13 protein-coding genes are annotated in these 12092 nt (G+C 67.3%); all 13 read left to right on the forward strand.

Annotated features, from left to right (window positions below; translation table 11 throughout):
• Entirely contained in the window at window positions 1-750 is a 750-nt protein-coding gene (locus ABNX41_RS14130; RefSeq protein WP_438670421.1) for an ABC transporter ATP-binding protein, read from the forward strand.
• Window positions 747-1478, forward strand: a complete 732-nt coding sequence (locus ABNX41_RS14135) for an ABC transporter ATP-binding protein (protein WP_438670373.1) — start codon at window positions 747-749, stop codon at window positions 1476-1478. Before ABNX41_RS14130 ends, ABNX41_RS14135 begins: the two co-directional genes overlap by 4 nt.
• Entirely contained in the window at window positions 1465-2322 is an 858-nt protein-coding gene (locus ABNX41_RS14140; protein ID WP_438670374.1) for a branched-chain amino acid ABC transporter permease, read from the forward strand. Before ABNX41_RS14135 ends, ABNX41_RS14140 begins: the two co-directional genes overlap by 14 nt.
• A gap of 3 nt (window positions 2323-2325) precedes the next feature.
• On the forward strand, window positions 2326-3360 hold the full coding sequence (locus ABNX41_RS14145; protein ID WP_438670375.1) for a branched-chain amino acid ABC transporter permease: 1035 nt from the start codon (window positions 2326-2328) through the stop codon (window positions 3358-3360).
• Window positions 3357-4367, forward strand: a complete 1011-nt coding sequence (locus tag ABNX41_RS14150) for a zinc-dependent alcohol dehydrogenase (RefSeq protein WP_438670376.1) — start codon at window positions 3357-3359, stop codon at window positions 4365-4367. Before ABNX41_RS14145 ends, ABNX41_RS14150 begins: the two co-directional genes overlap by 4 nt.
• A 29-nt stretch (window positions 4368-4396) precedes the next feature.
• Window positions 4397-5185 (forward strand): alpha/beta fold hydrolase, encoded by a 789-nt coding sequence (locus ABNX41_RS14155; RefSeq protein WP_438670377.1) that lies wholly within the window; start codon window positions 4397-4399, stop codon window positions 5183-5185.
• 25 nt (window positions 5186-5210) lie between these two features.
• Window positions 5211-6431, forward strand: a complete 1221-nt coding sequence (locus ABNX41_RS14160) for an acyl-CoA dehydrogenase family protein (RefSeq protein ID WP_438670378.1) — start codon at window positions 5211-5213, stop codon at window positions 6429-6431.
• 52 nt (window positions 6432-6483) lie between these two features.
• Entirely contained in the window at window positions 6484-7044 is a 561-nt protein-coding gene (locus ABNX41_RS14165) for a flavin reductase family protein (RefSeq protein WP_438670379.1), read from the forward strand.
• Window positions 7031-8647 (forward strand): GMC family oxidoreductase, encoded by a 1617-nt coding sequence (locus tag ABNX41_RS14170; RefSeq protein ID WP_438670380.1) that lies wholly within the window; start codon window positions 7031-7033, stop codon window positions 8645-8647. Before ABNX41_RS14165 ends, ABNX41_RS14170 begins: the two co-directional genes overlap by 14 nt.
• A gap of 123 nt (window positions 8648-8770) precedes the next feature.
• Window positions 8771-9490: an ABC transporter ATP-binding protein gene (locus ABNX41_RS14175; RefSeq protein ID WP_438670381.1), complete on the forward strand. Its 720-nt coding sequence runs from the start codon at window positions 8771-8773 to the stop codon at window positions 9488-9490.
• Window positions 9487-10200 carry an ABC transporter ATP-binding protein gene (locus ABNX41_RS14180; protein WP_438670382.1) on the forward strand — a complete coding sequence of 238 codons (714 nt, stop codon included), beginning with the start codon at window positions 9487-9489 and terminating at the stop codon, window positions 10198-10200. Before ABNX41_RS14175 ends, ABNX41_RS14180 begins: the two co-directional genes overlap by 4 nt.
• Window positions 10197-11060: a branched-chain amino acid ABC transporter permease gene (locus tag ABNX41_RS14185; RefSeq protein WP_438670383.1), complete on the forward strand. Its 864-nt coding sequence runs from the start codon at window positions 10197-10199 to the stop codon at window positions 11058-11060. The genes ABNX41_RS14180 and ABNX41_RS14185 overlap by 4 nt, the downstream gene beginning before the upstream one ends.
• 7 nt (window positions 11061-11067) lie before the next feature.
• Window positions 11068-12090, forward strand: coding sequence for a branched-chain amino acid ABC transporter permease (locus tag ABNX41_RS14190; RefSeq protein ID WP_438670384.1), 1023 nt, complete (start codon window positions 11068-11070; stop codon window positions 12088-12090).
• The last annotated feature ends 2 nt before the right edge of the window (window positions 12091-12092 follow it).

Consider the following 12092-nt stretch of genomic DNA (forward strand, 5'->3'; position numbering starts at 1 on the left):
ATGCTGGATCTGGTGGCCGGGATGAGCCGGGACATTCTGCTGGGCGCGCGCGATGTGTCGAAGAGCTTTGGCGCGGTGCGGGTTCTGCATGGCGTCAGCTTCGATGTGTATCGTGGCGAGGTGCTGGGCATTCTTGGCCCCAACGGGGCGGGCAAGACCACGCTGTTCAACATGATCAGCGGCGATATCAAACCCTCGGGCGGCGAAATCCGCCTGGGGGACGTGACGCTGAAGGGAGAGCCGCCCTTCCGGCGCTGCAAGATGGGGATCGGGCGGACCTATCAGATCCCGCGCCCCTATTCGGGCATGACCACCTTCGAAAACCTGCTGGTCGCCTCGGCCTTCGGGGGCGGCAAGTCCGAACAGGACAGCTATGCCTTCTGCGCGCAGGTGCTTGAGGATTGCGAACTGGCGGACAAGGCCAATCTGCGGGCGGGCGGGCTGACGCTTCTCGACCGCAAGCGGCTGGAACTGGCGCGGGCGCTGGCCTCGGACCCCAGGCTTTTGCTGCTGGACGAGATCGCGGGCGGGCTGACGGAGGAGGAATCGCAAGACCTCGTCGCGCTGGTGCGCCGGATCCGCGACCGGGGGGTCACCATCATCTGGATCGAGCATGTGCTGCACGCGCTGCTTGCCGTGGCAGATCGGCTGATGGTGCTGAACTTCGGCGAAAAGATCGCCGAGGGCGCGCCGGACGCCGTGATCGCCGACCCGGAAGTGAAACGCGTCTACATGGGGATCGAAGCATGAGCGGGGCCATTCTCTCCACCCATCGGCTGGTGGCGCGCTATGGCGATTTCCAGGCGCTTTACGGTATCGATTTCGAAATCGCGGCGGGCGAGGCCGTGGCGCTGATCGGGGCCAATGGCGCGGGAAAATCCACCTTCCTGCGCGCGATCATGGGCCTTTTGCCGGTTGCGCCCGAGATGGTGCGGATGGAGGGGGCGCCCATCGGCGGCACCGCCACCGACCGCATGGTGCAGATGGGCGTTGCCATCGTGCCCGAGGGGCGGCGCCTTTTCGCGGGCATGTCGGTCGACGACAATCTGCGCGTGGCCATGGATCAGGCCGAACGGCTGGGCCGCAAGGGCGGCTGGACGCTGGAACGCCTGCACGACCTGTTCCCGATCCTGAAGGAAAAGGCCCGCACTCCGGTGCAAAGCCTGTCCGGCGGGCAGCAGCAGATGGTCTCGATCGGGCGGGCGCTTCTGTGCCAGCCGAAACTGCTGCTTTGCGACGAGATCAGCCTGGGCCTTGCGCCCAAGGTGATTCGCGAAATCTATGCCGCGCTGCCCGAGGTGCGGGCGCAGGGCACCTCGGTCATTCTGGTCGAGCAGGATGTGGGGCTGGCGAAACAGGCCAGCGACCGGCTTTATTGCCTGCTCGAAGGGCGCGTGACCCTGACCGGCCGCTCGGCCGAGGTCACCCGCGACGCGATTTCCCAGGCCTATTTCGGAGGTTCCCATGCAGTGGTTTGACGCGCTGGTGCAAGGCGTGCTGCTGGGCGGCATGTATGCGCAATATGCACTTGGCATGGCGCTGATGTTCGGTGTGATGAAGATCGTCAATGTCAGCCATGGCGATCTGGTGATCCTGCTGTCGCTGCTGGGAATCTCGCTGGCCTCGTCCTTCGGTCTCGGGCCGTTCACGGTGATGGTGGCGCTGGTGCCGCTGGCGCTGGCGCTGGGCTGGATCCTGCAGAAGGCGATCCTGAACAGGGTGGTGGGCGAGGATCCGCTGCCATCGCTGATCGCGACCTTCGGCCTGTCGCTGGCCTTGCAGAACCTGATGCTGCAGATCTGGTCGGCGAACAGCCGGTCGCTGCCGGGTGGCGGGATCGAAAGCAAGTCCATCCAGATTGGCGGCATCTATATCGGCCTTCTGCCGGTGATCGTGCTGGTCTTCGCCATCGGCCTGACCTGGGGGCTGGACCTGACGCTGAGGCGCACGCGCTTTGGCCGGGCGCTGCGCGCGGCGGCGGCCGATGTCGAGGCGGCCGCGATGACGGGGATCAACCCGCGCAAGGTCTATGCCTCGGCCACCGCCATCGCGGTCGGCATCCTGGGCTTTGCGGCGGTGTTCCAGTCGCTGCGCTCGACCGTGGCCCCGGCCGATGGCGGCGCGCAGCTCATCTACGCCTTCGAGGCGGTGATCATCGGCGGCATGGGCTCGATCTGGGGCGCCTTCGTCGGATCGATGGTGCTTGGCATCACCCAGGCCATCGGCTTTCGCATCGACCCCGGTTTCGGCGTGCTGGCCGGGCATCTCGTTTTCCTGCTCGTGCTGGCGACCCGCCCGCAGGGCCTGTTCGGAAAGGCCTGAGACATGACTTCTGTTCCTGCAACTTCCCCCACGCCCGCGCCGCGACTTCAGGTGCGCCGCCAGACGGCTTCGGGGCGCATCGCGATCGTGCTTTTCGCGCTGGTGGTGATCGGGCTTGTGGCGATGCCATGGTGGGCCAGGACCGGCACCATCCGCATGATCCTGGAGCTGTGCTGCTATATCGCGGTGGCGCAGATGTGGAACATGCTGGCGGGCTATGCCGGGCTGGTCTCGGTGGGGCAACAGGCCTTCATGGGGGCGGCGGGCTATGCGCTTTTCGTGCTGGCCCAGACCTTCGGCATCAACCCTTTCATTGCCATCTTCCTGTCGCTTCTGGTGCCCGCCGCGCTGGCGGTGCCGTGCTACCTGCTCTTGCACCGGCTGGACGGGCCCTATTTCGCCATCGGCACCTGGGTCGTGGCCGAAGTGTTCCGGCTGGTGGCCTCGAACATGGGATGGCTGAATGCCGGGGCGGGCATGTCGCTTTCGGTGATGAGGGATTATTCCGCCTTCGAGCGCAATGTGGCGATGTCGCTTCTTTGCGCGCTGATGATCCTGGTGACCATCGGCGGCAGCTACTGGTTCCTGCGCTCGCGCTATGGGCTGGCGCTGATCGCGATGCGCGACAATCCGGTGGCGGCGGAGAGCCAGGGCGTGAACGTCAAGCGCCTGCGCTTCATGATCTATGTCGCGGCGGCGGTGGGCTGCGGGCTGGTGGGCGCGGTCTATTTCATGGCGCAACTGCGTATCAACCCGCCCTCGGCCTTCGATCCGATGTGGTCCAATATCGCGATCTTCATCGTGATGGTCGGCGGCATCGCCTCGATCGAGGGGGTGCTGATCGGCGCGCTGATCTATTTCCTCGCGGATCGCTGGTTCGGCGAATACGGCGCCAGCTATTTCGTCGTGCTGGGGCTGATGACCGTGCTGGTCGCGCTTTACGCCCGCAGCGGCATCTGGGGCATGATCTCGAAACGCTGGGACGCGCCCTGGTTCCCGATCCGCCGCCACCTCATCATCAAGAAGGAAAACCCATGAAGGCCGTCGTCTTTGATGCGGTCGGGGTGCCGCTCAGCGTCGAGACCCGACCCGATCCCACACCTGGCGCCGACGAGGTGGTGCTGCGCGTCGCCAGTTGCGGCATCTGCGGCAGCGACCTGCATATCACCGAGGATCCCGCGCCCTTCGGCATCGGCTCGGGCTTCGTGCTGGGCCATGAAATCGCGGGCGAGGTGGTGGCGCTTGGCGCGGACGTGCGGGGGCTGCGGATCGGCGACGGCGTGGCGGTGGTGCCGATGCGGGGCTGCGGGCATTGCGCGCGCTGCCTGGCCGGGGATCCGGCGCGCTGCCCCGAGATGCAGTTGATCGGCGGCGGCTATGCCGAATATGTCACCGTCGCGGCGCGGCAATGCCGCCTTGTGCCCGAAGGCGTCGATCTGGCCGATGCCGCGCTGGCCGAACCGCTGTCGGTCGCCCTGCATTGCATCGTGCGCTCGGGCATGAAGCCGGGCGACCGGGTGGCCATCGTCGGCGCGGGCCCCATCGGGCTGCTGGTGGCGTTCTGGGCGCGGCGCATGGGGGCAAGCCATGTGCTGATGGCCGATATCCATTCCCATCAGCGCGAGCGCGCATTGGCCCTGGGCGCCACCGATTTCGCGCTGTCGGGCGAAAGGCTGGCCGAAAACCTGGCCGATCTGTGCGACGGCCCGCCCGATATCGTCTTTGAATGCGTGGGGCGGCGCGGGCTCTTGCAGGCCGCCTCCGAGGCGGTGCGGTTGCAGGGCAAGGTGATCGGCGTCGGGCTTTGCATCGGCGGCGACGAATGGGACCCCTTCGTCGCGCTGTCGAAAGAGCTGGAGCTGATCTTCACCGTCTTCTTCCACCAGAAGAACGAATTCGGCGTGGCGCTGGATGCGCTGACCAGCGGCATCCCGCAGCAACTGATCACCGACCGGATCGGCCTGTCGCCGGTGCCGCAGGTGTTCGAGGGCCTGCGCCGCCGCACCACGCAATGCAAGGTGCTGATCCAGCCCGAATTGTCTTGAACCAGATTTTTCCTGAGGGGAGTGACGAGATGCCGGTAGGTTTCGAGACGTTGGAATATGACATCGGCGGCGTCCAGACGGTGGTGAAGGCCGTGGGGCAAGGCAAGCCGATCCTGTTCCTGCATGGCGCCGCCACGCTGGAGGGCTTCGATTTCGCGGGGGGGCTGGCGGATCGTTTCCGCGTGCTCTGCCCCAGCCATCCGGGCATGGGCTTTTCCGGCCCCGCCCCGCATATCGCCGATCTGACCGATATGCTGCTGCATTACCTGAACTTGCTCGATGCGCTGGATCTGGCGGAAAAGCCGCATCTGATGGGCTTTTCCATGGGGGGGTGGATGGCCACCGAACTCGCCGCCCTCGCGCGTGAGCGTTTCGACAAGGTGGTGCTGATCGCTCCGGCCGGGCTGAACGATCCCGCGCACCCCGCGACGCCCCTGGCCGGGATCGCGCCGCAGGATTTCCCCGGCTACATGACGCATGATCCGGCTGTTGCCGCGACATTCTTCCCCGACGGCAGCGACCCGGCCTTTGCCGCCGCCTTCGGGGCCGACCGCGCGCGAGAGGGCGAGACCGTCGGGCGGCTTTGCGCGCCCTTCGGCATGGGGCATCCGAACCTCAGGCGGTTCATGGCGCGGATCACCAATCCGACCCTGCTGGTCTGGGGCGGCGAGGACCGGCTGCTGCCCGCCTCGCAAGCGCCGATCTGGCTGGAAAACCTGCCGAACGCGCAGCTTTTGTCCGTGCCCGACACCGGCCATCTGGTGCCGCAGGAACGCCCTGAAACCCTGAAAGCCATCGGCGATTTCCTCGCCGCCTGATCCCCGCATCCTGAGGAGGAGCAAGATGAACAAGCCCATGAACCACGGCTACTGGGGCAAGACCGTCGACTATCGCGCGCTGCTCAAGCAGATCGCCGAGATCGGCCCCCAGCTTGAGGCCAATGCCCCCGCGGACGAGACCGCGGGAGAGCTGACACCCGAAAGCTTTGCCCTGCTGAAGCCCTTGCGCTTCTCGCATCTTCTGGCGACCGAGGAACTGGGCGGCGCCCAGATGCGCCCGACCGAGGTGCTGCAACTGCTGGAGGCGGTCAGCTATCATTCCGGCTCGGCCGGCTGGGTGTCGATGGTGCATTGCTGCATCGGCGCCATGTCGGCGGCCTTCCTGCCCGACAGCGCGGTGGAACGGCTGTTCGGACCCGGCACCGACAACCGCTTCTCGGGGCAGGGCGCGCCCCTGGGCATGCTGAAAAAGACCGAGGGCGGCTATACGCTGACCGGGAAATGGTCCTATGGGTCGGGCTTCAGCCACGCCACCTGGTCGCATTCGGCCTGTTTCGTCGATGACGGCACCGGCAAGCCCGCCAAGGACGAGGCCGGAAACGTCATCGTCATGTGCGCCCATGCGCCGATTCCCGAGCACAAGCAACTGGGCAACTGGGATGTGTTGGGGCTGAAGGGCACGGGCTCCATCGACTATGCCGCCGAGGATGTGTTCATCGCCGAGGATCTGGTGTTCCCGATCCTGACCGCGCCGCCGCAGCGCCTGAAAGAGCTGTTCTCGCTGGGCATCGTCGGCCTGGCCGCGATCGGCCATACCGGCTGGGCGATGGGGGCGGGGCGGCGGATGCTTGACGAGATCGCGGGTTTCGCCCGGTCGAAATCGGGCCGCGCGGGCGCCCTGGGCGAAAGCGAGAAGTTCTGGCACGACTATGGCCGCGCCGAGGCCGGCTACCGCGCCGCCCGCGCCTTGGTGATGGAGGTCTGGTCCGAGATCGAGCATCTGGCCGAGACTGGCCAGATGATGACCACCCGTCAGATCAGCCTTGTCCATCTGGCCAAGTCGCAGATCCATGAGGTCGGCGTCGATGTTTGCAACTTCGCCTATCGCGCCTCGGGCGGGGCGGGGCTGCGGACGGGGGTGATCCAGCGCACCTTCCGCGACATGATGGTGGCGGCCAACCACTTCACCATCGCGCCCTCGATCGTGACGGCGGCAGGGCGCGAGATCGGCGGCCAATGGTCGGATCGCGTCTGGCAGTTCTACGACCTGATCGAGAAGAAGTAAGCCCAAACGCCGGGCCGGTTCGCCCCGGCCCGGCTTCATCGGAGAGCCGCGCATGACCGACCAGGCCCTGTCCCTCGCCTTCCGCGAGGCCTTTCGCTGTCACCCCGCCGGGGTGGCGGTGATCACCGCCGATCCCGGTGACGGGCCGGTGGCGATGACGGTGTCCTCGCTGATTTCGGTCAGTTCCGCGCCGCCGACGGTGGCCTTTTCGCTGTCGTCGAAATCGGGGTCCACGGCGGCGGTGCTGGCGGCGGGCGGGCTGGTGGTCCATCTGCTGCGCTTTGCCGATCTGGATCTGGCGCGCCTTGGCGCCACACCCGGCGCGGATCGCTTCGGGGCCGATGTGCCATGGGCGCGCCTGCCCGGCGGAGAGCCGCGCTACACGGCGGTGAAGACGTGGTTCCGCGCCCGTATCAAGGGCGCCTTGCCGGTCGAGGGCGCGACAGTGGTCGTGGCCGAATTGCTGGAAGGGGCGGCGGGCAGGGCCCCCGGCGCGCCGGAACTGGAATCCCTGGTCTACCTCGACCGGCGCTGGCATCGCCTGCGCGAGGCGGCCGATGGCCATGCCAGCCTGACCCTGATGGCACAGGAGGATCGCGATGTCTTCCGCTGATCCCGCCCCCGAATTCGGGGCTTTCGATGTGGTCGTGGTCGGCGCCGGATCGGCCGGCTGCGTGCTGGCCAACCGCCTTTCCGCCGATCCGCGCCGCAAGGTGCTGCTGATCGAAGCCGGGAAAAGCGACAACCACCCTTGGGTGCATATCCCGGTGGGCTATCTTTTCGCCATCGGCAATCCCCGGCTCGACTGGGGATTTCGCACCGATGCGGTGCCGGGCCTGCACGGGCGCAGCCTGCTTTATCCGCGCGGCAAGGTTCTGGGCGGATGCTCGTCGATCAACGGCATGATCTACATGCGCGGGCACCGGCAGGATTACGACCTGTGGCGGGACCTGGGCAATCCGGGCTGGGGATGGGCGGATGTGCTGCCGCTGTTTCGCCGGTCCGAGCGCCATTTCGGCCCGGCGGACGCATATCACGGCACCGATGGCGAATTGCGGGTCGAGGCGCAGCGCCTCCGCTGGCCGATCCTGGACGAGGTGGCGCAGGCCGCGCGGCAGATGGGCATCCCCGATGCGGGCGATTTCAACGACGGCGACAACGAAGGCGTCGGCTATTTCCCGGTGAACCAGCGGCGCGGCATCCGCTGGAACGCCCGCAAGGCCTTTCTCGATCCGGTGCGGCGGCGCCCCAACCTGCGCATCCTGACCGAGGCGCAGGTCACCCGGCTGGAGATGGAGGGGCGGCGCGTCACCGGGCTGACCTTCCGGCGCGGCGGGCAGGCGCATCAGGTGCGCGCGCCGCAGGTCGTGCTGGCGGCGGGGGCCATCGGCTCGCCGCATCTGCTGGAACTGTCGGGCATCGGGCAGCCCGATGTGCTGCAATCCCTGGGGATCGGGGTGCGCCATGCCCTGCCCGGCGTGGGCGAGAATTTGCAGGACCACCTGCAATTGCGGATGATCTTCGGCATTTCCGGCGCAAGGACATTGAACGATCGCGCCCGCAGCCTGTGGGGCAAGGCCGGGATCGCGCTGCAATATGCTCTGACGCAATCGGGGCCGATGGCGATGGCGCCCAGCCAGTTGGGCATCTTTTCGCGCTCCGACGCCGGGCAGGCCCGCGCCAATATCGAATATCATGTGCAGCCGCTGTCGCTGGATGCCTTTGGCCAGCCGCTGCACCGCGACGCCGCGCTGACGGTCTCGGTCTGCAATCTGCGCCCGGAGTCCACCGGCCGCAGCCATGCGCGCAGCGCCGATCCGAACGCCGCCCCCGCGATCCAGCCGGATTACCTCTCGGCCGAGGCCGACCGTCGGGTCGCGGCCGACAGCATCCGCCATGCCCGCCGTCTGATGGCGCAACCCCATCTGGCGCGCTACGCCCCGCGAGAGCTGAAGCCCGGGCCGGGGCCAGAGGATGATGCGAGCCTTGCCCGCCTGGCGGGCGAGATCGGCACCACGATCTTCCACCCGGTCGGCACCACCAAGATGGGGGAGGACCCGATGGCGGTCGTGGATGCGCGGCTGCGGGTGCATGGGCTCGAAGGGCTGCGCATCGCCGATTGCGGGATCATGCCGCGCATCGTCTCGGGCAATACGCATGCGCCCGCGGTGATGATCGGCGAGAAGGCCGCCGAGATGATCGCGGCCGAGGCCTGATCCCGCCGCTTCATAACAGGATGCGATATTGAGGGCCGATCATCCGATCACCTTGGCCGGATCGCGGCCCTAGAATGGGCGCAAGGGGCCTGCCGGGGAGGGCGGGCAAAGGGGGGTAACGCCATGGCGATCCTGTCGCTGCAGGGCGTGTCGAAAAGTTTCGGCGCGCTCAAGGTCACCGATGACGTGGGGTTCGCGCTGGAACCCGGAGAGGCGCTTGGCATCATCGGGCCCAATGGCGCGGGCAAATCCACGCTGTTCAACCTGATCACCGGAAACCTGCGCCCCGACCGGGGCCGGGTCCTGCTGGACGGGCGCGACATCACCGACGAGACGCCGATGCAGCGTTGCGCCAGCGGCATCGGGCGATCCTTCCAGATCCCGCAGCCTTTCGGCCATCTCTCGGTCTACGAGAACCTGCTGGTCGCGGCACGCTTTGGCGGCGGCCTGTCGGCCGGGGATGCTCCGACGCAATGCATGGACATCCTGCGCCGCACCGGGCTTGCGCGGATGGCAGACCGCAAGGCGGGCGGCCTGCCGCTGCTGGATCGCAAACGGCTGGAACTGGCCCGCGCCCTGGCCACGCGCCCCCGCGTCATCTTGCTGGACGAGATCGCGGGCGGGCTGACCGATGCCGAATGCGTCGAACTGGTCGCCACCATCCGCGCCATCCATGCCGAGGGCACCGCGATCATCTGGATCGAGCATGTGCTGCATGCGCTGACCTCGGTGGTCAGCCGTCTGATGGTGCTGAACTTCGGCCGGATGCTGATGATCGGCGCGCCCGAGGCGGTGATGGCGGCGCCCGAGGTGCGCGAGATCTATCTGGGGATCGAGGCATGAGCCCGCTGCTGGAACTGCGCGGCCTTACCGCGCATTACGGGGATTTTCAGGCGCTGTTCGGCGTCGATCTGACGCTGGATCCGGGCCAGACCCTTGCGATCATCGGGGCCAATGGCGCGGGAAAGACCACGCTGATGAGGGCGATCACCGGCATTGCCCGCGTCTCGGGCGGCAGCGCCGCGCTGGCGGGCGCAAGGATCGACCGCATGGCCGCCCCCGAGATCCTGCGCGCGGGCATCGCCATGGTGCCCGAGGGGCGGCGGCTGTTTCCCAGCCTGACGGTCGAGGAGAACCTGCGCATCGGCGCCCATGCGCGGCAGGGCAACGGGTTCTGGAACCTGGAGCGGATCTACGCGCTGTTCCCGGTCCTGCGCGATCGCCGCGACCATCCGGGCACCGCGCTCTCGGGCGGCCAGCAGCAGATGGTCGCCATTGGCCGCGCGCTGATGTCGAACCCGCGCGTGCTGCTTTGCGACGAGCTGAGCCTTGGCCTCGCCCCGGTGGTGATCCGCGAGATCTATGCCGCCTTCCCCACCATCCGCGACAGCGGCACCGCCATCGTAGTGGTGGAGCAGGATATCGGCCAGGCGCTGAAGGTCGCCGATATGGTGCATTGCATGATGGAGGGGCGGATCACCTTGTCGGGCCGCCCCGAAAGCCTTGGCCGCGATGCGATCCACGACGCCTATTTCGGAGTGCGGCACGCATGATCTGGCTTGATACATTCATCCAGGGCCTGATGCTGGGCGGGCTTTACGCGCTGTTCGCCGCCGGGCTCTCGCTGGTCTTCGGCATCATGCGGCTGGTCAATCTGGCGCATGGCGACCTGATCGTGCTGGGGGCCTATCTGATCCTGGGGCTTGGCACGGCATTGGACGTGCATCCGTTTCTGGCGGCGGCCCTGGCGCTGCCCCTGATGTTCGCGCTGGGATGGCTTTTGCAGACCGCGCTTCTGAACCGGGTGCTGGGCGAGGATATCCTGCCGCCGCTGCTGGTGACCTTCGGCCTGTCGGTGGTGATCCAGAATGCGTTGCTGATGGGCTTTTCCGCCGACAGCCGCAAATTGCCGGTGGGGCCGATCGAGGCGCAGTCGCTGCCGCTCGGCCCGGTGACGGTGGGGGTGATGCCGCTGATCACCTTCGGCTCGGCCATGGTGGTGATCTGGGGCCTGAACCAGTTGTTTTACCGCACGGCGCTTGGCCGGGCCTTCCGCGCCACATCGGATGATCCGGTGACGGCGCAGTTGATGGGGATCCGCCCGCGTTCGATCTTTGCCATCGCCACCGGCATCGCGCTGGTCGTGGCGACGATTGCCGCGCTCTACCTTGGGGCAAGGGCGAATTTCGACCCCGCCACCGGCCCGGTCCGGCTGCTTTACGCCTTCGAGGCGGTGATCATCGGTGGCCTCGGCAGCCTGTGGGGCACGCTGGCGGGCGGGTTGGTGATCGGGCTGGCGCAGGCATTCGGTGCGGCGCTGAACCCGGAATGGCAGATCCTTGCCGGACATCTGGCCTTTGTCGTCGTGCTGCTCCTGCGCCCGCGCGGGCTGTTCCCGCGCGCCAATGACTGAGGGCACGATGATGAGAAAGACGCTTCTTCCCCTGATCCTGCTGGCGGCCGTCGCGCTTCTGGCGGCGTTGCCGGTGATCGGCAGCCGGGCGCTGGTTCAGGATCTGTTCATGGTGCTGTGCCTGCTGGTGCTGGCCTTGAACTGGAACATGCTGGCGGGCTTTGCGGGCCTCGTCTCGGTGGGACAACAGGCCTTTGTCGGCATCGGCGCCTATACGATGTTCGCCTGCGTCATCCTTTGGGGGATGGACCCGCTGGCGGGGCTGTTGGTCGGCGGGCTGGTCGCCATGGCGCTGTCGGTGCCGGTGGCCTTCTTCACCTTCCGCCTGAATGGCGCCTATTTCGCCATCGGCACCTGGGTGGTGGCCGAGATCGCCCGGCTGAGCCTTGGCCAATGGAAGGCGCTTGGCGGCGGCACCGGCACCTCTCTGCCCAAGGGCGCCGCGCAAGAGATGTGGGGGGCCGAGACCGTGCGCGCCCTGATCGGCGGATCGAAGGCGGCGGCGGTCGATGCGCTGACCTATTGGCTGGCGCTGGCCCTGGTGGTGGTGATGCTGGTGGCAAGCTGGGCCTTCCTGCGCTCGCGCATGGGGCTGGGGTTGCAGGCGGTGCGCGACAACCCCATGGCCGCGCGGGCGGTCGGAGTCGATCCGACCCGCCTCAAGGCGCTGGTCTTCCTGCTGACAGCCTTCGGCACCGGGATTTGCGGCGGGCTTCTGTTCATCCAGATCGGGCGCATCTCGCCGGATGCGGCGTTCTCGCTGCTGGACTGGACGGCCTTCGTCATCTTCATCGTGGTGATCGGCGGCATCGGCACCTTGCCCGGCCCGGTCGTCGGCGTTTTCGTCTTCTACGGGTTGGAGCGGCTCTTGGCCGATTTCGGCACCGTCTATCTGATCGTCCTTGGGCTGATCGGCATCGCGATCATGCTGTTCGCGCGCCGTGGCCTGTGGGGCAGCTTCCTCCAGCATACCGGCCTCGACCCGCTGTCGCTCTCGCATGCGGCACCACGCGCCGGTTCCGCCAACTGATC

Source organism: Pseudogemmobacter sonorensis, assembly GCF_042762395.1.
Taxonomy (GTDB): Bacteria; Pseudomonadota; Alphaproteobacteria; order Rhodobacterales; family Rhodobacteraceae; genus Pseudogemmobacter; species Pseudogemmobacter sonorensis.

Coding starts and splice junctions, on each gene's coding strand:
- ABNX41_RS14130 (WP_438670421.1), top strand. CDS start 1: ATGCTGGATCTGGTGGCCGGGATGAGCCGGGACATTCTGCTGGGCGCG.
- ABNX41_RS14135 (WP_438670373.1), top strand. CDS start 747: ATGAGCGGGGCCATTCTCTCCACCCATCGGCTGGTGGCGCGCTATGGC.
- ABNX41_RS14140 (WP_438670374.1), top strand. CDS start 1,465: ATGCAGTGGTTTGACGCGCTGGTGCAAGGCGTGCTGCTGGGCGGCATG.
- ABNX41_RS14145 (WP_438670375.1), top strand. CDS start 2,326: ATGACTTCTGTTCCTGCAACTTCCCCCACGCCCGCGCCGCGACTTCAG.
- ABNX41_RS14150 (WP_438670376.1), top strand. CDS start 3,357: ATGAAGGCCGTCGTCTTTGATGCGGTCGGGGTGCCGCTCAGCGTCGAG.
- ABNX41_RS14155 (WP_438670377.1), top strand. CDS start 4,397: ATGCCGGTAGGTTTCGAGACGTTGGAATATGACATCGGCGGCGTCCAG.
- ABNX41_RS14160 (WP_438670378.1), top strand. CDS start 5,211: ATGAACAAGCCCATGAACCACGGCTACTGGGGCAAGACCGTCGACTAT.
- ABNX41_RS14165 (WP_438670379.1), top strand. CDS start 6,484: ATGACCGACCAGGCCCTGTCCCTCGCCTTCCGCGAGGCCTTTCGCTGT.
- ABNX41_RS14170 (WP_438670380.1), top strand. CDS start 7,031: ATGTCTTCCGCTGATCCCGCCCCCGAATTCGGGGCTTTCGATGTGGTC.
- ABNX41_RS14175 (WP_438670381.1), top strand. CDS start 8,771: ATGGCGATCCTGTCGCTGCAGGGCGTGTCGAAAAGTTTCGGCGCGCTC.
- ABNX41_RS14180 (WP_438670382.1), top strand. CDS start 9,487: ATGAGCCCGCTGCTGGAACTGCGCGGCCTTACCGCGCATTACGGGGAT.
- ABNX41_RS14185 (WP_438670383.1), top strand. CDS start 10,197: ATGATCTGGCTTGATACATTCATCCAGGGCCTGATGCTGGGCGGGCTT.
- ABNX41_RS14190 (WP_438670384.1), top strand. CDS start 11,068: ATGATGAGAAAGACGCTTCTTCCCCTGATCCTGCTGGCGGCCGTCGCG.